Source organism: Methylobacterium brachiatum (genome assembly GCF_900113845.1).
Taxonomy (GTDB): domain Bacteria; phylum Pseudomonadota; class Alphaproteobacteria; order Rhizobiales; family Beijerinckiaceae; genus Methylobacterium; species Methylobacterium brachiatum.
On record NZ_FOQW01000007.1, the window covers coordinates 263,010 to 285,275 of the forward strand.

The following is a 22,266-nucleotide window of genomic DNA, read 5'->3' on the forward strand; positions in this document are numbered from 1 at the left end:
CGATCCCGGGCTCCGCTGCGCGGCCCCGTGATGACAAGACGGGTGTTTGGACGGCGGCAGAACGCCGAAGCTGAGACGGGAAACATCCTCGGGACGCTATTGCCCTCACTCCCGAGCCCCGAACTCCCGGCAGATCCGCGCGCTGTGCTCGCCGATATCCGGCACCCGGCCGAGCGTGCGGACCTCGCCGTCGATCAGGACCGGCGGTGCGACGATGCGGGCCGTCCCCGCCGAAGTCTCGACCTCAGCGCGGACCAGGGCCGGATGGGTGGCGAGGTCGGCCAGGGTATTGACGAAGCCGTAGGCGGTGCCGGCGGCCTTGAGCCGGGCGGCGGCCTCGCCGCGGCTCAGCCGCACCAAGGCGGCGCCGACCCGCAAATCGACCTCGGCGCGGTTGGCCACCCGGTCGTTGTTCGACGCGAAATTATCCGCCCGGGCGAGATCCGGCTCACCCAGGACCGAATCGCAGAAGCGCGCCCATTCGCGCTCGTTCTGGATCGAGATCAGCACGAGGCTGCCGTCGGCAGTCGGATAGGCGCCGTAGGGCGAGATCGACGGATGGGCCAGGCCAACCCGCTTCGGCTCCCGGCCGGTGCCCTCGAAGTAGAGGAGCGGCACGTTCATCCAGTCGGCCGCGCCGCTGAATAGGCTGACCTCCAGGGCGCAGCCTTCGCCGGAGATGGAACGGGCGATCAGCCCCTCCAGCACAGCCGCATGGGCGTTCATCCCGCAGGCGATATCGCAGACCGAGACGCCGACGCGGCCCGGGCCGGCCGGGTGTCCGGTGATGCCGGCCATGCCGCTCTCGGCCTGCACCAGCAGATCGTAGGCTTTCATGTCGCTGTAGGCGTTGCCTGCACCGTAGCCCGAGATATCGACCGTGATCAGGCGCGGGTAGCGCGTCCGCAGGTCCCCCGAGCCGAAGCCGGCGCGGGCGGCCGCGCCCGGGGCGAGGTTCTGCACGAACACGTCGGCCTCCTCGAGGATGGCGTGCAGCAGCCGAGCATCGTCCGGGTCCTTGATGTCGGCGACCAGGCTTTCCTTGCCGCGGTTGAGCCAGACGAAGTAGCTCGCCAGCCCGTTGACGGCGGAATCGTAGCCGCGGGCGAAATCCCCCTCCGGCCGCTCGATCTTGATGACCCGGGCGCCGGCATCGGCCAGCCGAGAGGTGCAGTAGGGCGCGGCGACCGCCTGCTCCAGGGCGAGAACGGTCAGCCCCTGCAACGGCCGGTTCACGCGCATCCCGGTTCCTCAGCATCCCGAACGCCCCGCTGGGCGGGACCGGAGCGGGGAAACTGGGTCGGCCGGGCGCCGCGCCAAGCGGGTACGGCTGACATCCGGCGTCGAACCGCCCCTACTCGGCGGCCCGCAAGGTCTGCTGTCCGTGGGCTTCCGGACCCGGCTCGGCCAGCAGCGCGTCCACCGCCTCAGGCTTGTCGCGGAAGGAGAAGCGGTGCGCCAGCCGGTCGAGGTAGACGTAGATCACCGGCGTCGTGAACAGGGTGAGGATCTGGCTCACCGCGAGGCCGCCGACCATGGCGTAGCCCAGCGGCTGCCGGATCTCGGAACCGGTGCCGGTGGCGAGCATCAGCGGGATGCCGCCGAGCAGAGCCGCCATGGTGGTCATCAGGATCGGGCGGAACCGGAGCAGGGCCGCCTTGCGGATCGCCGCCTCCGGGTCAAGCCCCTCCTCGCGCTCGGCCACGATGGCGAAGTCGATCAGCATGATGCCGTTCTTCTTTACGATGCCGATCAACAGAATGATGCCGATCAGCGCGATCAGGCTGAAATCGAACCCCGCCCACATCAGCACCGCCAGGGCGCCGACACCGGCCGAGGGCAGGGTCGAGAGGATCGTGATCGGGTGGATGAAGCTCTCGTAGAGGATGCCGAGGATCAGGTAGACCACGAACAGCGCGGCCAGGATCAGCAGCGGCACCGTCGAGAGCGATTGCTGGAACGCCTGCGCGGTGCCCTGGAAGCCGGTGACCACCGTGGGCGGCACCGCGAGTTCCTTCATCGCCCGGCCGATCGCCTCGGTCGCCTGGCCCAGCGCGACGTTGGGGCCGAGGTTGAAGCTGATCGTCACCGCCGGGAACTGGCCCTGGTGGTTGACCGCCAGCGCCGCCACCGGGTCGGTGGTCCAGCGCGCGAAGGCCGCGAGCGGCACCTGCCCGCCGCCGATCGGGGCCTTGATGTAGATCTTGTCGAGGCTCTCGACAGAACCCTGCAGGGCCGGGAGCACTTCCAGGATCACGTGGTAGCTGTTGAGCTGCGTGAAGTACTGGGCGATCTGCCGCTGGCCGAAGGCGTCATACAGCGTGTCGTCGATGAGCTGGGGCGTGATGCCGTAGCGGGAGGCGGCATCGCGGTCGATCGCGAGCGTCAGGGTGGTGCCGCGGTTTTGCTGGTCGGTGGCGACGTCGCGCAGCTCCGGCAGGGTCTTCATTGTGTCGAGGATGCGCGGCGCCCAGGCGTTCAGCTCGGCGAGATCCGGGTCCTGCAGGGTGTATTCGAACTGCGTCCGGGAGGTCCGGCCGCCGGTGCGCACATCCTGCGTCGCCTGGATGTAGGTGCGGATCCCCTCGACCCGCTCCAGCTTCGGGCGCAGGCGGCCGATGATCTGGAACGCGTCGGCCTCGCGCTCCTCGCGGGGCTTGAGCGTGATGTACATGCGCCCGGAATTCAGCGCCTGGCCGTTGCCGCCGAGCGACATGCCCACCGTCGCCACGTCCGGATCGGCCTGGACGATGGCGCCGACCTTCTCCTGAAGGGTCTTCATCGCCGAGAACGAGATGTCCTGCCCCGCCTCGGTGACGCCGATCATGAAGCCGGTGTCCTGCTGCGGGAAGAAGCCCTTCGGGATGACGATGAACAGGTGGATCGTCAGCGCGAGCGTCGCGAAGAAGGTCAGCAGCGTGATGAACCGGAAGCGCAGGGCGAGGTCGAGACCCTTCGCGTAGGACGACAGCAGCCCGTCGAACACCGCCTCGCTCGCCCGGTACAGGCGGCCGTGATGGCCGGTGCCGTGGGGCTTGAGCAGGCGCGCCGCCATCATCGGCGTGAGCGTCAGCGCCACGAAGGCCGAGACCGCGATGGTCATCGACAGGACGACAGCGAATTCCCGGAACAGGCGGCCGATGATGCCGCCCATCAGCAGCAGCGGGATCAGCACGGCGATCAGCGACACCGAGATCGACACGATGGTGAAGCCGATCTCACCCGCGCCCTTGAACGCGGCCTCCATGGGCCGCATCCCCTCCTCGACGTAGCGGCTTATATTCTCCAGCACGACGATGGCGTCGTCGACCACGAAGCCCACAGAGATGGTCAGCGCCATCAGGGACAGGTTGTCGAGGGTATAGCCGGCGAGCCACATCAGCGCGCAGGCCCCGAGCAAAGCGAGCGGCACGGTCACGCTCGGGATCACGGTCGCCCAGAAGCTGCGCAGGAAGACAAAGATCACCGCGACCACCAGCACGATGGTGATCAGCAGGGTGAACTGCACGTCCTCCACGGAGGCGCGGATCGTCTGGGTGCGGTCGCTGAGGATGCCGATCTTGATGCCGGCCGGCAGGGTCGCGGTCAGGCGCGGCAGCTGCGCCTTGATGCTGTCCACCGTGTCGATGACGTTGGCGCCGGGCTGCTTGAAGATCACCAGGAACACGCCGCGCTGGCCGTTGGTCCAGCCCGCCTGCTTGGTGTCCTCCGGGCCGGCGATTGCGGTGCCGATGTCGCGCACCCGCAAGGGGGCGCCGTCGCGATAGGCGACGATCACGTCGTTCCAGTTCTGCGCCGTGGTGAGCTGGTCGTTGGCGTAGATCGTGTAGCTGTGGCTCGTCCCGTCGATGCTGCCCTTCGGGTTGTTCACCGTGGTGAGCGACAGCGGCGCGCGGATATCCTCGAGCGACAGGCCCTTGGCCACCAGCTTGGCCGGATCGACTTGAATCCGCACCGCGGGCTTCTGCTGGCCGCCGATGAACACCTGCGCGACGCCCGAGATCTGGCTGATGCGCTGGGCGAGCTGCACGTCCACCGCGTCGTCCACCTCGATCAGCGGCATGCTGTCGGAGGTGGCCGAGAGCAGCAGGATCGGCGAATCGGCCGGGTTCACCTTGCGGTAGGTCGGCGGGCTTGGCAGGTTCTTCGGTAGCTGGCCACTCGCGGCGTTGATCGCCGCCTGGATGTCACTGGCCGCGCCGTCGATGTTGCGGTTGAGGTCGAACTGGACCGTGACCGTCGAGATCCCCAGCGAGCTGGTCGAGGTCATCTGGGCGACGCCCGGGATCTGCGAGAATTGCCGCTCCAGGGGCTGGGCCACCGAGGAGGCCATGGTCTCCGGGCTGGCGCCGGGCAATTGCGCGGTGACCTGGATCGTCGGGAAATCCACCTGGGGCAGCGGCGCCACGCCGAGCAGCGGATAGGCCACCATCCCGAGGAACAGGATGCCGACCATGATCAGCGTGGTCGCCACCGGGAAACGGATGAAGGGCGCCGAGATGCCAGCCTTCATTGCAGCCCCTCACGCGGCATCGCGGCCGCCCCGGCGACGCGCATGTTCATCACGGTTCGGCCCTGGCCGACCGGCCCGGGGCCGCCGTCTCGGCCTGCGCCGTATGGGCGGCGTGCGGGTCGGCCACGAGGCTGCCGTCCTGGACCTTGTACTGCCCGGCGGTGATCACCCGATCGCCCGGCTTGAGATCGCCCGTCAGCACCTGCGTCCGCCCGGAATCGGAGCGCCCGGCCTTCAGGGCCCGCTGATGCGCGTGGCCGGACTCGTCGATCACGAAGGCGAACAACCCGTCCGGCCCGTGCTGGACGGCGTCGTCCGGCACCGTCGTGGCCGCCGCGACCGTGCCGACCCGCATCTTGGTCGAGACCGACAGGCCGGGCCACAAGGCGTGGTTCTGGTTCTGGAACACCGCCTTCAGGCGGATCGTGCCGGTGGCGGTATCGACCTGGTTGTTGAACAGGGCGAGCTTGCCGTCGGCCAACTTGGTCAGCCCGTCCGTGGTCCAGGCCGAGACCGGCACGTCGCCGGTCCGCAGGGCCGCGCCGATGGCGGGCAGCTGGTCCTCCGGCGCGGTGAACACCACGAAGATCGGCTCGACCTGCGTGATCGTCACGATCGGCGATTGGCCCGCCGCGGTGACGATGTTGCCGATATCGACCTGCCGGAAGCCGGTGACGCCGTCGATCGGCGCCCGGACGGTGGCGTAGCCGAGCTGGGTCGTGGCGTTGTCGATGGAGGCCTGGTCGGAGGCGACCTGCGCGGTCAGCTGGGCGACCAGCGCCGTCTGCGTCTCGGTCTGCTGGCGGGACGCGTAGGCGCCGAGACCGGTGTAGCGCACCAGATCCGCCTTGGCGTTGTTGAGGTTGGCGGTGTCCTGGTCCTTCTTGGCCTTCGCCTGGTCCAGGGTCGCCTGGTAGGGGCGCGGATCGATCTGGACCAGGACGTCGCCCTTGCGGACGTTCTGCCCCTCGCGGAACGCGACCTGCTGGATCTCGCCGTCGACGCGGGTCCGCACCTGGACCGTGTTGTAGGCCTGGACCGTGCCGAGCCCGTTCAGCAGCAAGGCGAACGGGCCCTGATCGACGGTCCCGAGGGTCACCGGCACGGGCGCCGCCGCGGTCACCTTCGCCTTGGCCACCGGCCGCTGGGTCGTGCGCACGTAGCCGTAGGCGCCGCCGCCCAGCAGGGCGAGGACCACGATCGTCGTCACCAACCCGCGGGACCGCCGCGGCTTCTGCTCACCCTTCATCGACCGCGGCCCCTCCGCCGTGGAACGCGCCCGTCTCGTCCGATCGAGCCGCGTCGCGCTGGCTGTCATCCTCGCCCGGCATGCCTAACTGGCCCTTGCGCGATCAGGGCGCAAAGCGCTCCGCACGCTTCCACCCGCGCGCATCGCGGAGCCCCGTCGACGGATATTGCATTCCCTAGCATACAATCGACGCGGCAACATCAAGGCAGCGCCTCCGGTGACCGCCGCGAGCGCTCGGCAAACGGTCCCGCCAGCCGCCGATCGTGCCCGTGGCAAAGGCTTCGCACATGGGCCACAAGCCGGTGTGACGGCGCGTGGCGAAGCGCGGCGAGGCGAAACCAGAACACCGGGACCCCGCATGGCCGAGACTGTGGAACTGGACGGCTTGAACGAGCTGCGAGCGGCCCTTCTCGAAGAGCGGCAGACGATCGTGGCGTCGGTGCGGAAGCTGCGCGACACGCGGCGGCAGAAGGGCACCTTCGTGCTCGGCGACGGCGCCGCCGCGGGACCGCGGCTGGTCGCGGTGCAACACCAGATCGACGTCGTCGAATCCATCATCGCCACGCTGACGAAGGTTTGAGAGCGGCCCGGCCCGCCGCGCCAACGCGCCGCCGAGCCATTCGGACAGGTGCCACGTCTCCGTGTCCGTTATGTTTCTGCAGTTCGTGACATGGCCGTTCAGCGGGACGATCGCTTAGGGGTAAACGATCCGCTGGCAACGCTGGACAATCGCCATGCCCAACCCGGAAAATACCAATGTTGTCGGCTTAAATATGCTCACGCGACATTCGATCATCCGGAATGTAGGTTGATATGACTGCGCATCATCTTTCAGACCGGCTTTTGCCGGTTTAACGCACTGCGATCCGCCCCCGGGCAATATCATCCCGGCACAGGACCAGCCTACCTTGGACGGTGCGGCCAAAGCCGAGCACCGCGGCGAGCACGGCCATAGGCATTCCGACGCGCTCCCCTCCCGACGCTTCGAGGACGGCACCCGTGGCCCCATATTGCCTGCTGCAATCGCCACGGAGATCAGACTTCGGCGCGCGGTCGCCGCATCGCTCAGTCCGGGCGCAAGCATCGGTCGGTCGCATCACGCAGCGAACATCTGAACCGGCGTGACGAAGCCGGCCGGTTGTACAGGACATGCCTGTATTTGAGGCTGGACTGCCGAACGGATGTGCTGATACCGGACCGCAGCTCAAGGCGCGGGACGGCACGACATGGACGCCTTCGATCAGACCCATACCGAAACCGACACAGCGGCCGCGTTTCCGGACAGCGCGGAGGCGGCAACGCTCTGGGCCGCCATCCAGGCCGATCTCCGGGCGCGTGACGAGCGCACGGCCCGCCTGCGGGCCATGCGTCTCATCGCCGGGGACGACGAGACGGCCTGACAGCCTGCGACCGATTCAGGGCTTCCCGGTCAGATCGAAGGCCGGGAGGCGGGACGCGAGGGCGAATCCGACCGCCATCGCCATGGCCTCGGCCTGGGCGATCAGGCTCGGATCGCCGCTATCCCGGGCCGCCTGAAGCAACCCGACGGCGTGCTGGCCGAGCCTGCGGTCGATCGTGTCATCGACGCGGGTGCTACGGTGCGTCTGACGTTCGTGCGGGCCGGGATTGGTCATTGGCGTGCCGCGGGTCTCGACGGAACGGGCATGGGCTTGAACGGCGCGGACGCCGTGATCCAGGATTGCGTGTCCATGACATCCGCGAAGACGCGCATGACCGCGCTCACCGAGCGATGGATGTCGTCGGCCGCGATGCCTTCGAGATCGTGGCTCGCGGAGGCGTCGGACAGGAACGTCACCTCCTGGCCCCGGTGGAAGCCGTCGATTGCGGTGGCAAGGCAGGCGGCCTCGCCGGCAAAGCCCGCGATGACCAATTGCGCGCCGCCGCGCTCCATCGCGTCCGCGAAGGCGGGGCTGGCGTAGCAGGACGGCCGGTCCCGATCGAAGATCATGTCGCAGCCATGCGGCTCGAACCCCTCGATCCAGCGCGCGAAGCGCGTTCCGGGCTGGAACAGCGGCGCACCGATCCAGCGCACATAGGCCACCGGAATGCCGCTCTCCCGGGCGTGATCCAGGGCGAGCCGGCACTTGGCGAGGGCGGGCGCAATGCCCGCGAGGGCCAGAGGCCGTCCGACGATCTCGTATTCCTGCTGCATGTCGACCAGCACCAGAACTGGGACGCTGCTCGGCCGGCGGTAGAGCGCCGGGTTCACGTGCCGGGTCATCGCGCCGCCTGCTGATCGACGGAGGGCCGGGTGACGGCGCGACCGCGCGACCGGTCCAGGGCGCCGGCCTTGTGCCATCGGCCCTCGGGTCGGATGATCACGTAGGGGTCGATGCCGATGCCGATCGCCTCCGGATGCGGCTCCGCCTCCATCAGCATCTCGACATAGTCGAAATCCGAGAACACGAGTTCCTGCGCGCCCTCGAACACCCGGAACCCGAACCGGCTCCAGAACCCGACGAGGCGCTTCTGCGCGTGCCCGTAGAGGCGGCGATAGCCCTTGACCCGGGCCAGCTCGATCCCGGCCCGGACCAGCGCGAAGGCCAAGCGGGTGTTGCGGTACTCGGCCCGCACCGCCAGCCGCTCGATCTTGGCGAAATCGGCGAAGAAGCGGATCCGCAGGCACCCCGCCGGCTCGTCGCCGACATAGCCGATCAGGTGGGTGGCCGAGAGGTCGTTGCCGTCGAACTCCTCTTCGTACGGGCAGGCCTGCTCGGCCATGTACACCGCGGCCCGCAGGGCGATGACGCGGGAGAGATCCTCGAAGCTGCGCGCCACGGCGACGCTGACGCCGGTGAGCCCGGGGCGATGGCTGTCGTAGGGGGGCAGGCGTTCGGCCGCCTCGGACCGGACGAACATATGCAGACTCGGGGCGCGCAGTCCCCGCCACGCGGCACCTTTGGTGAAGCCGATCCCTTCCAAATAATCAGCCCCCTCCGGCGTCGCCGCGCGCGCATAAAGGTCGACGTCGCGGCACAGCGGCGTCGAGATCCGCTGCAGCATCAGGGCGACGGCGGCTGCGAGCCGGCGACGGGCGTGGATCACCCAAAGATAGATTCCGGCCGGGCGCTCATGCTGCCGGGCGATGAAATGGGACGCCGGATTGGTCGGGTCGAACTCGCCCGAAAGGAGGGCCGTCATCCCGGCGTCGTTCAAAGGTAGGACTGCCGTGAGGCCCTCGCCGCGCGGGGATTGCGCGTCGTAATCCCCGCGTTTGGCGATCGCGAAGACAGTATCGGGATTGATGGTCATCACCCGACGCACCACGGCGATGTCGGCCAGACCGGGCAGAACGCTCCGTGTCTCCTCCAACAGACGTTCGAGATCGGCCGGCGTCGGGGTAAACAGCACGAGATGCCGGGCGAGGCGGGCAGCCCTCAAATCGATGATGTCGTGGCGTGCCTCTGATGCGGCCGCATGAGGATGCCGCGCGTAATCGGGCGGCGAAACGTGGACGGTCATCGCGTCGGCTTTCGCGGGTGATTGGTAACGACCATCGGCATCGCATGGTGAACTTCCCGCGTCTGTGCAAAAATTGAAGTATGGGAGGTCCACAGATGGAACACGACGCCGTTGTGGCTGCCGCCATGCCCGATTGGCAGGATCTGCGGCTGTTCCTGGAGCTCGAGCGGCGGGGCAGCTTTCGCGCCGCCGCCGCGACGGTCGGCCTGTCGATCAACACGCTTCGTCGCCGCATCGAGGACCTCGAGGCTCAACTCGGCGTGACGCTGCTGACCCGCCACACCGACGGAATCCGCCTGACTGCGGAAGGCGAGAAGATCCTGTCGGCGACACGAACGATGGAGAGTGCGGCGTACTCGGTCCTGCGCGCGCGGGACGCGGCTTCGTCGACACCGGACGGCGAGGTGCGCATCGCGGTCACCGAAGGTCTCGGGACGTTCTGGCTGGCCCCGCGGCTCGTCGAGTTCCAGCGCTCGAATCCGCGCCTCGTCGTGGACTTACGCTGCACCATGGACCCGGCGGACGTCGCCCGCCTGGAAGCCGACGTGGCGGTCCAGCTCGTGCGGCCGGTCAATCCGGATCTCAAGCTGGTGAAGCTCGGGCGGCTGCATGTGATGGCCTTCGCAGCACGCAGCTATCTCGACATCTACGGGATGCCTGGCGGCGTCGAAGACGCGATCCGTCATCGGCTGGTCCTCCAAGTCTCCAGTCAGACGGTCAGCATGGCCGAATATGCCCGCCACACGCCCGGGCTCCCGCAATCCGGCTATGTGACGCTGAAGACCAACGTCAGCAGCGCCCATTACTGGGCGGTGGCCAACGGCGCCGGTATCGGCTGGCTCCCGACCTACGCGAGCGCGATCGGCGCCCGCGTCGTCCCGATCGACGGCCTCGTCCAGGTCGGGCTCGACATCTGGCTGACCTATCACCCCGATGCCGAGCGGATCGAGCGGGTCCGGCGGTCGATCGACTGGATCCGCGCCAGCTTCGATCCCGGACGATATCCCTGGTTTCGGGATGACTTCATCCATCCCCGCGACCTTCCAGCCAAGCTGAAGGGCTCGACCGTGCCGGAGATGTTCGCGGGGTTCGCCGGGATGGAACGGTAGAGGGCACCACGGATCCGTCTTGACCCCACGCCGAGCATGATCCTTGCTCCCGTCGCCGCGACGACGAGGTATCCCGTGCTGCTGACGCCCCGCGAGAAGGATAAGCTGCTGATCGCCATGGCGGCGCAGGTGGCGCGCAACCGTCTGGCGCGTGGGGTCAAGCTCAACCATCCCGAGGCGATCGCGCTGATCACCGATTTCGTGGTCGAGGGGGCCCGCGACGGGCGCAGCGTCGCCGAGCTGATGCAGGCGGGGGCCAACGTGCTCACGGCCGACCAGGTGATGCCCGGCATCGCCGAGATGATCCCCGACATCCAGGTGGAGGCGACGTTCCCGGACGGGACCAAGCTCGTGACCGTGCATCACCCGATCCGGGGGGCGGCATCCGCGGACGTGCCCGGCACGGTCACCACCGTGCCGGGCGAGATCGTGTTCAATGCCGGCGCGGACCGGACGGTGATCGAGGTCGCCAATACGGGCGATCGACCGATCCAGGTCGGTTCCCATTACCACTTCTTCGAGGTGAACCCGGGCCTGGTCTTCGAGCGCGAGAAGGCGCGCGGCCGGCGCCTCGACATCGCGCCCGGCACGGCGGTGCGGTTCGAGCCGGGCTCGACCCGGGAGGTCGTGCTCGTGCCGCTCTCGGGCGGACGCACCGTGTACGGGTTCCGCGGTGACGTGATGGGCAAGCTTTGACCCCGTTTCGCAGCGACGCGCCCCGTTGGTTCAGGCTTGCGGACGCTTCGGACACCTCCTTACTCATGAGCGATGTAGTAAGGAGGCGGACATGAAAGCGGCGGAAGCCAAGATCACGTCGAAGGGTCAGGTGACGGTGCCGGCCGCGCTTCGCAAAGCCCTCGGCGTGAAGACAGGCGACAAGCTGGTCTTCACGCAGGATGCGCAGGGGCGCTTTCTCGTCGAGGCGCGGACCGACGCGCTGGCCGCATTGCGCGGCATCGTCGGCCGTCAGGATTGCGATCCGATCGAACCGGTCGACAGGGCGCGCATTTCGAATTGGATCGCAACAAGCCGCAGTGCCCGCTGGAATCGCACCGACGACGCGCCCGAGGATGACGAGGCGTGATCGGGCTGGACACGAACGTCCTGCTGCGCTGGCTCGTGGATGAAACGGTTTGGCCGGACGACACGCCGGAGCAGACTGTGCTCGCCACGGAGGCCCTGAGCCGGCGCGACGCCCAATTCTTCGTCAACGCGGTGGTGCTCGCGGAAACCGTCTGGATTCTGGCGCGGCCCTTGCGCCAGAAGAAGCCCGCCCTTGTCTCGGTGATCCGTCGCTTGCTCAACGCATCGAATGTCGTTGTCGATCATCGCGAAGCGGCCGAGGTAGCCTTGTCGGCCTGGGCCGGCGGCCGCGGTGACTTCGCCGATCACTTGATTGGCGCCATCAACCGTTCGGCCGGCTGCAAGACCACGCTGACCTTCGACCGGAAAGCCGAACCCGCGGACGCTTTTACCCAATTGCGCCGGGAGCCCTGACCGTCATGGCCAACATGCCCAAGCCCGCCGCCCTTCCCCGCGCCGCCTATGCCGACATGTTCGGCCCGACCACCGGCGACCGGATCCGCCTCGCGGATACGTGCCTCGAGATCACGGTGGAGCGCGACTTCACCACCTACGGTGAGGAGGTGAAGTTCGGCGGCGGCAAGGTCATCCGCGACGGGATGGGCCAGAGCCAGGTGACCAACGCGGCCGGCGCCGTCGACACGGTGATCACCAACGCGGTGGTGCTCGACCATTGGGGCATCGTGAAATGCGATGTCGGCATCGTGCGCGGGCGGATCTTCAGGCTCGGCAAGGCCGGCAACCCCGACGTGCAGCCCGGTGTCGACATCGTGGTCGGTCCCGGCACCGAGGTGATCGCCGGCGAGGGTAAGATCCTCACGGCCGGCGGGTTCGACAGCCACATCCACTTCATCTGCCCGCAGCAGATCGAGCAGGCCCTGTGCTCGGGCGTGACCACGATGCTGGGCGGCGGCACCGGGCCGGCGCACGGCACCTTCGCCACCACCTGCACGCCGGGCCCCTGGCACATCGCCCGGATGATCGAGGCGGCCGACAGCTTCCCGATGAACCTGGCATTCGCCGGCAAGGGCAACGCCTCGCGGCCGGAGAGCCTGGTGGAGATGGTCCGGGCCGGGGCCTGCGCGCTCAAGCTCCACGAGGATTGGGGCACGACGCCGGCGGCGATCGACACCTGCCTGTCGGTGGCGGATGCCCACGACATCCAGGTCATGATCCACACCGACACGCTCAACGAGTCGGGCTTCGTCGAGGACACGATCGCGGCCTTCAAGGGCCGGACGATTCACGCCTTCCACACCGAGGGGGCGGGCGGCGGCCACGCGCCGGACATCATCAAGGTCGCCGGGCTGCCCAACGTCCTGCCGTCCTCCACGAACCCGACGCGGCCCTACACGAAGAACACGATCGACGAGCATCTCGACATGCTCATGGTCTGCCACCACCTCGACCCGTCGATCCCCGAGGATCTCGCCTTCGCGGAGAGCCGGATCCGGCGCGAGACGATCGCGGCCGAGGACATCCTCCACGATATCGGCGCGCTCTCGATGATGTCGTCGGACAGCCAGGCCATGGGCCGGGTCGGCGAGGTCGTGATCCGCACCTGGCAAACCGCCGACAAGATGAAGCGCCAGCGCGGCGCGCTCGCGGGCGACACTTCCGGCACCGACAACCTGCGCGCCCGGCGCTACGTCGCCAAGTACACGATCAACCCGGCCATCGCGCACGGCGTCTCACGGCATATCGGCTCGGTGGAGCCCGGCAAGCTCGCCGACCTCGTGCTCTGGACCCCGGCCTTCTTCGGGGTGAAGCCGGATCTCGTGCTGAAGGGCGGCAGCATCGCGGCCGCCCCGATGGGCGACCCCAACGCCTCCATCCCGACGCCGCAGCCGGTCCATTACCGCCCGATGTTCGGGGCCTGCGGGCGCGTGCCCTACGCCACGGCCCTGACCTTCGTGTCCCGGGCGGCGGTGGAGGACGGGTTGCGGGAGCGGCTCGGGGTGCAGAAGCAGCTGGTGGCGGTGGAGAATGTCCGCGGCGGCATCTCCAAGAAGGACATGGTTCTGAACGACGCCACCCCGGTGATCGAGGTCGATCCCGAGACCTACGACGTCCGGGCCGACGGCGAACTCCTGGTCTGCGAACCCGCCGAGGTGCTGCCGATGGCGCAGCGCTATTTCCTGTTCTGAGCTATCCTGGCGCGGACGGACAGGAGGCCGGGCATGGCGAAGGTCGCGTTGAAACCACCCCCGAAGGACGATCTCTACGAGACCGATTTCTTCCTCTGGACCCAGGCTCAGGCCGATCTGCTGCGCGCCCGCCGTTTCGACGAGCTCGACCTGGACCATCTGATCGACGAGGTGGCGAGCGTGGGCGCCAGCGACAAGCGCGAGATCCGCAACCGCCTGACCGTTCTGATCGCCCACCTGCTCAAGTGGAAGTATCAGCCCGGGTTCCGATCCAGCAGCTGGAAAGGAACGATCGCCGAGCAGCGCGCCGGCCTCGCAGAGCTTCTGGACGCCAGCCCGAGCCTGCGCCGCTATCCCAGCGACGTCTTCGCAATGTGTTACCTGTCCGGCCGCCGCAAAGCCTCGGAGCAGACGGGGATCGATTTCACCCTCTTCCCCGAACACCCTCCGTTCACGCTGGAAAACGCGCTGTCCGATGGCTTCCTGCCGAAGGAGCCCGATCTCATTGACCAATCCTAACGTCATGATCCGCGCCACCCGCATCCTGCGCCGCGAGCACCTGTCCAGCGGCGAGATCGTCGACCGGGTCGTGCTGGAGTCCGGCGAGCGCCATCGCCGCCGCATCGCCCTGCGCGGCGCCGGGGGCTTGGGCTTCCTGCTGGATCTGCCGGAGGCGGCCGTGCTGGACGACGGCGACGCTCTGGTGCTGGAGGATGGCCGGCTGATCTGGGTCGAGGCCGCGCCCGAGCGGCTGCTGGAGATTCGCGCCGCGAGCGACCACGCCCTCAAGCGGCTGATCTGGCATATCGGCAACCGGCACATCCCGGCCGAGATCGGCGCGGAGGCGGTCTGGATCGCCGACGACCATGTGCTCGCCGACATGGTCCGGGGGCTGGGCGGCACCGCGGAGCCGGTGGAGCGCCCGTTCCGGCCGGAGGGCGGGGCCTATTCCGGCGGTCACGGTCATGATCACCCGCATGGCGGGCACCATCACCACCACGCCGATGGGTGAGAGCCTCGAGGCGTTGCGGCTGATGGCATGGCTGTCGCCGGGTTATCCGGTGGGCGCCTATGCCTATTCGCACGGGTTGGAATGGGCGGCCGAAACCGGTGACGTGCGCGACGAGGCGAGCCTCGCCGCCTGGCTCGCCGATGTCTGCGCCCATGGCGCCCTGCGCAACGACCTGATCCTGGCCGCCCACGCGCAGCGAGCAGTGTCGTCCGCCGAACCGGCGCGGATCATCGCGATCAACGATCTCGCCCTGGCCCTGGCGCCGTCGCGCGAACTGCATCTCGAGACCAGTCAGCAGGGGCGCAGCTTCCTCGACGCGACGCTCGGCGCCTGGCCCTGCGACGCCCTGACGGCATTGGCCGCTCAGCTGTCAGGACCGGTCGCGTATCCCGTGGCGGTCGGTGCGGCCGCGGGCGCGCACGGGATGGCATTGTCGCCCCTGCTCGCCGCCTACGGCCTCGCCTTCGTCCAGAACCTCGTCTCGGCGGCGTTGCGGGCGGCGCCCGTGGGACAGGCCGCCGGCACGCGGGTGATCGCCGCCCTGATCCCCCGGCTGACGCGGCTGGCCGAGGCGGCCGGCGCGGCCGATCTCGACGCGATCGGCTCGGCCACCTTCCGCCTCGATCTCGGCTCGTTCCGGCACGAGACGCAATATTCCCGCATCTTCCGATCCTGAGGCTGAAGCATGACCTCCTCGAACGGCCCGCTCCGCGTCGGCATCGGCGGCCCCGTCGGCTCCGGCAAGACGGCCCTCATGGAGCAGCTCTGCAAGCGCTTCCGTGACCGCTACGAGATCTGCGCGATCACCAACGACATCTACACGAAGGAGGACGCCCGGATCCTGACGGTGGCCGGTGCCCTGCCGGAGGAGCGCATCCTCGGCGTCGAGACCGGCGGCTGCCCGCACACGGCGATCCGCGAGGATGCCTCGATCAACCTCGCCGCAGTGGCCGAGATGAGCCGGCGCTTCCCGAAGCTCGACCTCGTGCTGATCGAATCCGGCGGGGACAATCTCGCGGCGACCTTCTCGCCGGAACTCGCCGATATCACGCTCTACGTCATCGACGTGGCCGGCGGCGAGAAGATCCCCCGCAAGGGCGGCCCCGGTATCACGCGGTCGGACCTGCTGATCGTCAACAAGACCGATCTGGCACCCTTGGTCGGCGCCGACCTCTCGGTCATGGAGGCCGATACGCAGCGGATGCGCGGCACGCGGCCCTACGTGTTCGCGTCCCTCCGGGGCGGCGACGGCGCCGATGCCGTCGCCCGCTTCATCGAGGAAGCCGGGGGCCTCGGCCGCTGATTCCCACAGTTCGCTCCTCGATCAGAACGACCTCAGCGCCCGGCTTCGGCCGAGCGCGACCGCGGGGACGCTTTCGGCGATAGGCCCATCAGCGCATCGAGGCGGCTCATCCGGGCGTCGAAATCTCTCAGCACCGATTCGCGTGCCTTGATGGCGGGATTGGGTTGCGGTTTGGCGTGGATTCGGGCCGAGCGGGCCTCCGCCGCAGATGCGCTGAGGAGAGCGGCCAGGGATAGCAATGTCAGAGCACGAATCATGACGAGACTCCCTCACGACGTCGCTGCGCTGGGCAGCGGGTTCGTCACGAGGGTATGATCACCCGAAGCGTGACTGCGTGCGCGAGCGCACGTCGCGTGTGCGGGATCACGGCGCCGGCCGGATGAACGGCGCTCAGGCACGGGAACGCCGGGCCGTGAGCCACGAGGCCAGCAGCACGAAGACGCTGACCAGCACCACGAGCAGCGTCGAGGCGGCATTGATCTCTGGGTTCACCCCGAGCCGAACCTGGCCGTAGAGCCGCATCGGCAGGGTGGTCGAGCCCGGCCCCGAGACGAAGCTCGCGATGACGAGGTCGTCCAGCGACAGGGTGAAGGCCAGGAGCGCCCCGGCCAGCACGGCGGGCGCCAGCAGCGGCAGCGTGATGGTCAGGAAGACCCGCATCGGCCCGGCGCCGAGATCGGCGGCCGCCTCTTCAAGACCGCGGTCGAGCCCGCGCAGGCGCGCCGCCACGACCACGGCGACGAAGCCGGTGCAGAAGGTCGCGTGCGCGATCACGAGGGTGACGATGCCCCGGTCGACGCCGATGCCGATGAACATCAGCAGGAGCGACAGGCCGATCATCACCTCGGGCATCACCATCGGCCCGAAGATCAGACCGGTGAAGAATGATCGTCCGCGGAAACGGCCGTGGCGCTCCAGGGCGAGCGCCGCGAGCGTGCCGAGAATCGTGGCGATCGTGCTCGCGAGCAGCGCCACCTGCAGGGAGACCCAGGCCGCCGCCATCAACGGCCCGTCGGCGAAGAGTGCGCCGTACCATCTGGTGGAGAAGCCGCCCCAGACGGTGACGAGCGCCGAGGCGTTGAACGAGTAGGCGATCAGCACCAGGATCGGCGCGTAGAGGAAGCCGAGCCCGAGCATCAGGGCGGCACGGGTCACCCAGGTCACGGGCGGCCCTCCTCGCCGGCGCGCAGGCTGTCGCGGAACAGCACCACCGGGCCGATGATGAGGGCGAGGATCAGCACCGCCACCGCGGAAGCGAGCGGCCAGTCGCGGTTCGAGAAGAACTCGCTCCACAGCACGCGGCCGAGCATCAGGGTCTCTGAGCCGCCGAGCAGGTCCGGGATCACGAACTCGCCGACCATGGGGATGAAGCAGAGGCCGGCGCCGGCCGCGATCCCGGGCAGGCTGAGCGGCAGGGTGACGGTCCAGAACACCCGGGTCGGCGAGGCGCCGAGATCCGCCGCGGCCTCGCGCAGCGCCGGGTCGAGACGGTTCATCACCGCGTAGAGCGGCAGGACCATGAAGGGCAGGTAGGCGTAGACCAGCCCGACGATCACCGCCGCGTCGGTGTTGAGGATGATCACCGGCTTCGCGATCAGGCCCGACCGGAGCAGGACGAGGTTCAGCAGGCCCTCCGGCTTGAGGATCGCGATCCAGGCGTAGACCCGGATCAGGAAGCTCGTCCAGAACGGGACGACCACGAGGGCGACGAGGAGCGGCTGCCAGCGGGCCGGAGCCCGGGCCAGCGCGTAGGCGAGTGGCGTACCGAGGGCCACCAGGATCAGGCTGGCGGCCGCCGCGTAGGCGAGCGAGCCGAGGGCCGCGTCGCGGTAGAGCGCGTCGGAGGCCAGCGTCGCGTAGTTGTCGAAGTTCAGCGCCTCGAGAAAGGCCGACCAGCCCTCGAGGCCGCCCTGCCAATCGAGCACCGGCAGGTAGGGCGGGATTGCGGTCGCCGGCTCCGACAGGCTGATCTTCAGGGTGATCGCGAAAGGCAGCAGGAAGAAGGCCGCCAGCCAGAGCAGCGGCGGCAGGCGCACGAGCCGGTCGAACAGGCGCCCCGGCGCCCCTGCCCTCATGGCCGCCGCCCATCGGAGCCGGCCATGACGCGATCCGTGCGTGCCGGCCGCGTCATGCCGGCAGGATCACGGCGTCGGCGGGGGCGAAGCCGAGGCGGATGTCCGAGCCCGCGGGATCCTGCGCGTCACCCGGTCGTCCGCTCGACCGCAGCACGGTGCCGTCGGGCAGGCGCAGGGTCCGACGCAATCGGTCCCCGAGGAACACCGAATCGGCGATCGTGACCGGAAGGCCTTCGGTGCCGAGGACGATGTCGTCCGGGCGCACCGCGACGACGACCGCGGTGCCCTCCGGCAGCCCCGTCGCGGAACCGCGGACGATCCCGTGCGCGGTCTGCACCGCGCGGGTTTCGCCGGCCTCGGCCGAACCGAGGCGGCCGGCAATGAGGTTCACGTCGCCGAGCAGGCCCGCCACGAACCGGCTGGCCGGGCGGCGGTACAGGTCGGCGGGCGTCCCGACCTGCGCGAGGCGGCCGCCCTCCATGACGCCGATGCGGTCGGCCAGCATCATCGCCTCGTCGGGGTCGTGGGTCACGACCACGAAGGCGGTACCGAGGCGGCGCTGGACGGCGCGCAACTCGGCCTGGGTCTCCTCGCGGAGGCCGCGGTCGAGGGCGCCGAGGGGCTCGTCCAGCAGGAGCAGCTTCGGCTCGCGGGCGAGCGCCCGGGCGAGCGCCACCCGCTGGCGCTGCCCGCCCGAAAGCGTGTCGGGCCGACGATCCCCGAAGCCCTCGAGCTGGACGAGGCGCAGAAGATCGGTCACCCGGGCGGATGCGGCGGCCCGGCCCAGACCCTTCAGGCCGTAGCCGACATTCCCGGCCACGCTCATATGCGGGAACAGGGCGTAGGACTGGAACATCATGTTCACCGGCCGCCGATGGGGCGGCAGGGCGGTGAGGTCCTGCTCACCGAGGCGGACATGGCCCGAGCTGGGCGTCTCGAAGCCGGCGATCATGCGCAGCAGCGTGCTCTTCCCGCAGCCGGACGGCCCGAGCAGGCAGAAGAACTCCCCCGGCTTCAGCGCGAGCGTCACCGCATCGACGGCGACATGGGTGCCGAAGCGTTTGGCGAGGTTGTCCAGGCGCAGCGCGGGTGCGTCCGGCAAGACGTCAGGAATCCTCGCGCAGCGCCTCGGCCACGCGGGCCTCGAGCAGGTCGGGCCGGCGCAGGACCAGGGCCCCACGGGTGCGGTCGACCAGCCCCTCAGCCGCCATGGCGGTGAATTCGCGGGTGACCTGCTCGCGGCGGCAGCCGATCCGGGCGGCCAGGACGTGGTGATAGGGCGGCGGCGACACGACCCGCTCGCCGGACGTGCCCGACCGCGGCACCGAGAGGCGCAGCAGCTCGGCGTAGAGCCGGTGCTTCAGGTCGAGCAGCGCGTGCTCCATCAGCCGGGTGTTGAGTTCGCGCACGCGCTTGGCGAGCAGCCGGAACAGCCGGTCGGCGATCGCCTCGGAGGCGAACACCATCTGCCGGAACACCGCGGCCGGGACGACGCAGACCTCGCCGCGGGTCAGGGCCGTGACGTTGGCCGAACGGCCGATCCCGTCGATGGCGGCGAGCTCGCCGAAGAAGGCCCCGCCGCGCATCTCGCCGAGGATCACCTCCTTGCCGGACTGGGTCCGGTTGAGGATGCGCACTTCGCCCGACGCGATGAAGTAGACGTCCGTGGAGATGTCGTCGAAGTCGACCAACACCTCGTTCTCGTCGAAGCGGCGCCAATGGCAGCGGGTCTCGAACGGACCGAGCTCAATGCCCGGATCCTTGAAGAAGGGTATCGTCCCCAACCGCGCCATCGATCCTGTCCCTTCGGCCCCGGCCTCCGTCCCTGCCCTGACGGGGGCCGACCAGCAACTCTGGGGACGGGAGTCACCCGCATCTCGGAGCAGCGCACCGATCCGGCCGCGCTCGATCGATGAGGCGGATTTGATCGTGACGGTCACGCGCGGGCCGGTCAAGCCGCGCTTGGCTGAACAGGAGTTTATTAGCGTGGATCGGTGAAGAGGGATAATTTCCCGCGCTGCGGCGCCCGACGATTCCCGATGCACCAAGATTTCACCATCACAGGTTTGAACTTCGGCACGGTCACGCCGATCGGCCGGTGCCAGGCGACATTGGCCGATGCGTTCGAGCGCTCGGGCCACAGCCTGCACTCGGGCCGCTATGCCACCGTTCGGGTCTGCCCGGCGCCGGCCGGCCACGGTATCGTCTTCCGTCGTCGCCTGAAGACTGGGCAAACGATCGACGTGCCGGCCCTCTGGCCCTATCGGGTCTCGCAGCCGCTCTCCGCCGCGATCCAGCGCGAGGGGGCGCTGGTCCGCACGATCGAGCACCTAATGGCGTCCCTGCACGCGCTGAAGGTCGACAACGTGCTGGCCGAGATCGACGCCGACGAGCTGCCGATCTTCGACGGCAGCGCGATCCCCTGGTGCGACGCGATCCGAGGGGTCGGCCGCGTCGAGCAACCCGCCCCCTGCCGGGTGCTGCGGATCCGCCGCATGGTGGCGGTCGAGGATGGGCGACGCCGGCTCCAGATCGAACCGGGCACGGGCCTGCACGTCACCGGGCATGTCTCGCTCGCCCATTTCGGCTCGCTCGACTGGTCCGGCGCGATCACGCCCGAGAGCTTCGCGCGGGAGATCGCGCCCTCGCGCAGCTTCGGCCGGTATGTCCGGGCCATGGCCGGTCGCGCCTACGGCTGCGCCACGGGACGCGACTTCCTGCAGGGGGTCTCGCCGCGCTCGGCGGCGCTCCTCTGGCGCGGGCGCGTGCTCGGCGGGATGCGCGTTCCGGAAGAGCCGGTCCGTCACCGGATCCTCGACCTGGTCGGCGACCTGCTGCTGGCGGGGCATCCGGTCGAAGGCCGCGTGTCCGCCTTCCACACCGGGCACGAGCTGAATCACGCGCTGGTCGGGGCGCTGATGCGCGAGCGCAGCGCCTGGGAGCTGGTCTGACGGCGCCGGTTCAGGCCGGAACGCGAAGGTTCGGCTGCTCGCACGCGACGGCGACCTGCCGGAACGCGCGGACGAGATCGGCATCGAGCTTGGGGCCCATCTTCTCGAGGATCGCGTAGGCCTCGCGGATCGGCTTCGGCGCCTTGTAGGGGCGGGCCTCGATCAGCGCCGCGAAGATATCGCAGATCGTTATCAGCCGGACGAGGTCCGGGATCTCGGCGCCCCGCAGCCCGTCCGGATAGCCGGACCCGTCGAGATATTCGTGGTGCGAGCGCACGACCGCGAGGGTTCCGGCCTCGTAGCCGCCGTCGAGCAGCATGGCGTGGCCGATCGCCGGATGTCGGTCCATCTCCACGCGCTCCGCGGGGGTGAGCGGCGCCGGCTTGTTCAGGATTGCGAGCGGGATCCGCGCCTTGCCGATGTCGTGCAGGAGCGCGCCCTTGGTGAGGTGATGGGCGTCGGCGTCGTTGAGGCCGAGGCTCCGGGCGAAGGCCGCGGCCAAGCCGGCGACCGCCAAACAATGCCGATGGGTCACGTCGTCGAAGCCCGCAACGACGTTCAGCCAGTCGCGGACCTTCGATTCGCGGATCGCCCGGTTGACGATGGTGGTGCCGGCATCGACGATTTCGGGCGGGGGCGCCGCGTCGGCACGAAAGATCGCCGCGAAGGCGGACCGGGCCTCGTCGGCGCAGCGCCGCAGGTCGACGGATTCGTCGGGTTCGCGGAGGGGCGTGCTCAACGCGGCGATCGCCTTGGCGAGCATCGCGGTCGCCGTCGCCGCCGGCATCACGCGCGTGGCCCCGAGGGCGGTCGCCTGGATCTCGCCGCGGCCCAGATTGCCGTGGATCAGCGCGAGGAACGGCGTCGCGCTCTTGCGCGTGACGGCCAGCGTCCGGCGCAGACGGAGCATGGCGTCGGAGGTCAGCGCGCCGACGTCGCTGATCACCAGTTCGACGTCCCCAGGCGGCTCGGCATCGCCGTAGAGATCGTGGAGGACGAGGCTCGGACCGCCCCCGAGATTGCGCACCAGGCGCTCGCCGCGGCCGAGATCGTCGGTCAGGATCACGGTCCGACCCAAAACGCCTCTCCCATCACACGTCCTCCGTGGGGCGTACCAACCGGCGAACCAGCCTTGGCTGCGATGCCCGGCACCTGCGAACGTCGAATTTTCCGGAGCCCGTCATCGCGCGGCACGACCAGTGTCCGCCGCACAGGCGTCAGAGACAAGCCGAACAATCGACCCGGAGTGATGCGATTCCGTTAAAGCGACTGTCGGCGCATCGGCATTTTAGCGCGGTAATAAAGATACCGGCCCTGGGCCGATTGCCGAACGGGTGCCGG

Annotated in this window: 23 protein-coding genes; 12 read left to right on the forward strand and 11 right to left on the reverse strand. The window is 69.1% G+C overall.

All coding sequences use genetic code 11. The annotated features are described in order from the left end of the window. Nucleotides 1-105 precede the first annotated feature (105 nt). The 3 genes from BMZ47_RS11125 to BMZ47_RS11135 form a co-directional block, all read right to left on the reverse strand. Nucleotides 106-1,242, reverse strand: coding sequence for a CaiB/BaiF CoA transferase family protein (locus BMZ47_RS11125; protein WP_091861897.1), 1,137 nt, complete (start codon nucleotides 1,240-1,242; stop codon nucleotides 106-108). A gap of 112 nt (nucleotides 1,243-1,354) precedes the next feature. Next, complete coding sequence (locus BMZ47_RS11130; RefSeq protein ID WP_091861900.1) at nucleotides 1,355-4,513, reverse strand: efflux RND transporter permease subunit; 3,159 nt, start codon at nucleotides 4,511-4,513, stop codon at nucleotides 1,355-1,357. Nucleotides 4,514-4,562: 49 nt separating this feature from the next. After that, nucleotides 4,563-5,762, reverse strand: a complete 1,200-nt coding sequence (locus tag BMZ47_RS11135) for an efflux RND transporter periplasmic adaptor subunit (RefSeq protein WP_091861903.1) — start codon at nucleotides 5,760-5,762, stop codon at nucleotides 4,563-4,565. Nucleotides 5,763-6,120: 358 nt separating this feature from the next. Between BMZ47_RS11135 and BMZ47_RS11140 the strand changes: the two genes are divergently transcribed. After that, nucleotides 6,121-6,342: a hypothetical protein gene (locus BMZ47_RS11140; protein WP_007562173.1), complete on the forward strand. Its 222-nt coding sequence runs from the start codon at nucleotides 6,121-6,123 to the stop codon at nucleotides 6,340-6,342. Between the two features lie 646 nt (nucleotides 6,343-6,988). Continuing rightward, nucleotides 6,989-7,162 (forward strand): hypothetical protein, encoded by a 174-nt coding sequence (locus tag BMZ47_RS28530; RefSeq protein WP_007562171.1) that lies wholly within the window; start codon nucleotides 6,989-6,991, stop codon nucleotides 7,160-7,162. A 15-nt stretch (nucleotides 7,163-7,177) separates the two neighbouring features. On the opposite strand, the gene BMZ47_RS11145 is transcribed toward BMZ47_RS28530, so the two are convergent. From BMZ47_RS11145 to BMZ47_RS29260, 3 genes are read right to left on the reverse strand one after another with little or no spacing between them, the layout of a single operon-like run. Then, complete coding sequence (locus BMZ47_RS11145) at nucleotides 7,178-7,396, reverse strand: hypothetical protein (protein WP_007562169.1); 219 nt, start codon at nucleotides 7,394-7,396, stop codon at nucleotides 7,178-7,180. Next, the gene (locus tag BMZ47_RS11150; protein WP_007562167.1) at nucleotides 7,393-8,004 is read right to left on the reverse strand and encodes a cysteine hydrolase family protein; all 612 of its coding nucleotides are present in this window, start codon (nucleotides 8,002-8,004) and stop codon (nucleotides 7,393-7,395) included. The genes BMZ47_RS11145 and BMZ47_RS11150 overlap by 4 nt, the downstream gene beginning before the upstream one ends. Continuing rightward, nucleotides 8,001-9,164: a GNAT family N-acetyltransferase gene (locus BMZ47_RS29260; protein WP_342029064.1), complete on the reverse strand. Its 1,164-nt coding sequence runs from the start codon at nucleotides 9,162-9,164 to the stop codon at nucleotides 8,001-8,003. The genes BMZ47_RS11150 and BMZ47_RS29260 overlap by 4 nt, the downstream gene beginning before the upstream one ends. A gap of 176 nt (nucleotides 9,165-9,340) precedes the next feature. Here BMZ47_RS29260 and BMZ47_RS11160 point away from each other — a divergent pair, with 176 nt between their 5' ends. From BMZ47_RS11160 to ureG, 9 genes are all read left to right on the forward strand, one after another. After that, on the forward strand, nucleotides 9,341-10,354 hold the full coding sequence (locus BMZ47_RS11160) for a LysR family transcriptional regulator (RefSeq protein ID WP_091861909.1): 1,014 nt from the start codon (nucleotides 9,341-9,343) through the stop codon (nucleotides 10,352-10,354). Between the two features lie 75 nt (nucleotides 10,355-10,429). Further along, nucleotides 10,430-11,050 carry an urease subunit gamma gene (locus BMZ47_RS11165; RefSeq protein WP_091861911.1) on the forward strand — a complete coding sequence of 207 codons (621 nt, stop codon included), beginning with the start codon at nucleotides 10,430-10,432 and terminating at the stop codon, nucleotides 11,048-11,050. 91 nt (nucleotides 11,051-11,141) lie between these two features. Then, the gene (locus BMZ47_RS11170; RefSeq protein WP_091861914.1) at nucleotides 11,142-11,438 is read left to right on the forward strand and encodes an AbrB/MazE/SpoVT family DNA-binding domain-containing protein; all 297 of its coding nucleotides are present in this window, start codon (nucleotides 11,142-11,144) and stop codon (nucleotides 11,436-11,438) included. Further along, a complete protein-coding gene (locus tag BMZ47_RS11175) occupies nucleotides 11,435-11,851 on the forward strand; it encodes a type II toxin-antitoxin system VapC family toxin (RefSeq protein WP_091861917.1) in 417 nt (138 codons plus the stop codon). Before BMZ47_RS11170 ends, BMZ47_RS11175 begins: the two co-directional genes overlap by 4 nt. A gap of 5 nt (nucleotides 11,852-11,856) precedes the next feature. Beyond that, the gene (gene ureC, locus BMZ47_RS11180) at nucleotides 11,857-13,584 is read left to right on the forward strand and encodes an urease subunit alpha (RefSeq protein ID WP_091861919.1); all 1,728 of its coding nucleotides are present in this window, start codon (nucleotides 11,857-11,859) and stop codon (nucleotides 13,582-13,584) included. Between the two features lie 33 nt (nucleotides 13,585-13,617). Then, nucleotides 13,618-14,103, forward strand: coding sequence for a DUF29 domain-containing protein (locus BMZ47_RS11185; RefSeq protein ID WP_091861922.1), 486 nt, complete (start codon nucleotides 13,618-13,620; stop codon nucleotides 14,101-14,103). 4 nt (nucleotides 14,104-14,107) lie between these two features. Beyond that, a complete protein-coding gene (locus BMZ47_RS11190; protein ID WP_091861925.1) occupies nucleotides 14,108-14,596 on the forward strand; it encodes an urease accessory protein UreE in 489 nt (162 codons plus the stop codon). Then, entirely contained in the window at nucleotides 14,562-15,272 is a 711-nt protein-coding gene (locus BMZ47_RS11195) for an urease accessory protein UreF (protein ID WP_039902696.1), read from the forward strand. Before BMZ47_RS11190 ends, BMZ47_RS11195 begins: the two co-directional genes overlap by 35 nt. Nucleotides 15,273-15,281: 9 nt before the next feature. After that, nucleotides 15,282-15,899 (forward strand): urease accessory protein UreG, encoded by a 618-nt coding sequence (gene ureG / locus BMZ47_RS11200; protein ID WP_091861928.1) that lies wholly within the window; start codon nucleotides 15,282-15,284, stop codon nucleotides 15,897-15,899. Between the two features lie 390 nt (nucleotides 15,900-16,289). On the opposite strand, the gene BMZ47_RS11210 is transcribed toward ureG, so the two are convergent. From BMZ47_RS11210 to BMZ47_RS11225, 4 genes are read right to left on the reverse strand one after another with little or no spacing between them, the layout of a single operon-like run. After that, nucleotides 16,290-17,036: an ABC transporter permease gene (locus BMZ47_RS11210; RefSeq protein ID WP_425285058.1), complete on the reverse strand. Its 747-nt coding sequence runs from the start codon at nucleotides 17,034-17,036 to the stop codon at nucleotides 16,290-16,292. Between the two features lie 23 nt (nucleotides 17,037-17,059). After that, the gene (locus tag BMZ47_RS11215) at nucleotides 17,060-17,974 is read right to left on the reverse strand and encodes an ABC transporter permease (RefSeq protein WP_091861936.1); all 915 of its coding nucleotides are present in this window, start codon (nucleotides 17,972-17,974) and stop codon (nucleotides 17,060-17,062) included. Nucleotides 17,975-18,026: 52 nt separating this feature from the next. Further along, nucleotides 18,027-19,076, reverse strand: coding sequence for an ABC transporter ATP-binding protein (locus BMZ47_RS11220; protein ID WP_091861939.1), 1,050 nt, complete (start codon nucleotides 19,074-19,076; stop codon nucleotides 18,027-18,029). Nucleotides 19,077-19,080: 4 nt separating this feature from the next. Then, on the reverse strand, nucleotides 19,081-19,767 hold the full coding sequence (locus BMZ47_RS11225) for a Crp/Fnr family transcriptional regulator (RefSeq protein ID WP_007562140.1): 687 nt from the start codon (nucleotides 19,765-19,767) through the stop codon (nucleotides 19,081-19,083). A gap of 246 nt (nucleotides 19,768-20,013) precedes the next feature. On the opposite strand from BMZ47_RS11225, the gene BMZ47_RS11230 reads away from it, so the two are divergent. Then, nucleotides 20,014-20,925: a UDP-3-O-acyl-N-acetylglucosamine deacetylase gene (locus BMZ47_RS11230; RefSeq protein WP_091861942.1), complete on the forward strand. Its 912-nt coding sequence runs from the start codon at nucleotides 20,014-20,016 to the stop codon at nucleotides 20,923-20,925. A gap of 10 nt (nucleotides 20,926-20,935) precedes the next feature. On the opposite strand, the gene BMZ47_RS11235 is transcribed toward BMZ47_RS11230, so the two are convergent. Then, on the reverse strand, nucleotides 20,936-22,003 hold the full coding sequence (locus BMZ47_RS11235; RefSeq protein WP_091861945.1) for an HD-GYP domain-containing protein: 1,068 nt from the start codon (nucleotides 22,001-22,003) through the stop codon (nucleotides 20,936-20,938). Between the last annotated feature and the right edge of the window lie 263 nt (nucleotides 22,004-22,266).

Excerpts from the sequence above, each read along its gene's own strand:
- BMZ47_RS11130 (WP_091861900.1), bottom strand. The coding sequence starts at position 4,513 with ATGAAGGCTGGCATCTCGGCGCCCTTCATCCGTTTCCCGGTGGCGACC.
- BMZ47_RS11140 (WP_007562173.1), top strand. The coding sequence starts at position 6,121 with ATGGCCGAGACTGTGGAACTGGACGGCTTGAACGAGCTGCGAGCGGCC.
- BMZ47_RS11125 (WP_091861897.1), bottom strand. The coding sequence starts at position 1,242 with ATGCGCGTGAACCGGCCGTTGCAGGGGCTGACCGTTCTCGCCCTGGAG.
- BMZ47_RS11195 (WP_039902696.1), top strand. The coding sequence starts at position 14,562 with ATGGCGGGCACCATCACCACCACGCCGATGGGTGAGAGCCTCGAGGCG.
- BMZ47_RS11185 (WP_091861922.1), top strand. The coding sequence starts at position 13,618 with ATGGCGAAGGTCGCGTTGAAACCACCCCCGAAGGACGATCTCTACGAG.
- ureC (WP_091861919.1), top strand. The coding sequence starts at position 11,857 with ATGGCCAACATGCCCAAGCCCGCCGCCCTTCCCCGCGCCGCCTATGCC.
- BMZ47_RS11170 (WP_091861914.1), top strand. The coding sequence starts at position 11,142 with ATGAAAGCGGCGGAAGCCAAGATCACGTCGAAGGGTCAGGTGACGGTG.
- BMZ47_RS11210 (WP_425285058.1), bottom strand. The coding sequence starts at position 17,036 with ATGCTCGGGCTCGGCTTCCTCTACGCGCCGATCCTGGTGCTGATCGCC.
- ureG (WP_091861928.1), top strand. The coding sequence starts at position 15,282 with ATGACCTCCTCGAACGGCCCGCTCCGCGTCGGCATCGGCGGCCCCGTC.
- BMZ47_RS11190 (WP_091861925.1), top strand. The coding sequence starts at position 14,108 with ATGATCCGCGCCACCCGCATCCTGCGCCGCGAGCACCTGTCCAGCGGC.
- BMZ47_RS11145 (WP_007562169.1), bottom strand. The coding sequence starts at position 7,396 with ATGACCAATCCCGGCCCGCACGAACGTCAGACGCACCGTAGCACCCGC.
- BMZ47_RS11215 (WP_091861936.1), bottom strand. The coding sequence starts at position 17,974 with ATGAGGGCAGGGGCGCCGGGGCGCCTGTTCGACCGGCTCGTGCGCCTG.
- BMZ47_RS11225 (WP_007562140.1), bottom strand. The coding sequence starts at position 19,767 with ATGGCGCGGTTGGGGACGATACCCTTCTTCAAGGATCCGGGCATTGAG.
- BMZ47_RS28530 (WP_007562171.1), top strand. The coding sequence starts at position 6,989 with ATGGACGCCTTCGATCAGACCCATACCGAAACCGACACAGCGGCCGCG.
- BMZ47_RS11150 (WP_007562167.1), bottom strand. The coding sequence starts at position 8,004 with ATGACCCGGCACGTGAACCCGGCGCTCTACCGCCGGCCGAGCAGCGTC.
- BMZ47_RS11160 (WP_091861909.1), top strand. The coding sequence starts at position 9,341 with ATGGAACACGACGCCGTTGTGGCTGCCGCCATGCCCGATTGGCAGGAT.
- BMZ47_RS11230 (WP_091861942.1), top strand. The coding sequence starts at position 20,014 with ATGCACCAAGATTTCACCATCACAGGTTTGAACTTCGGCACGGTCACG.
- BMZ47_RS11135 (WP_091861903.1), bottom strand. The coding sequence starts at position 5,762 with ATGAAGGGTGAGCAGAAGCCGCGGCGGTCCCGCGGGTTGGTGACGACG.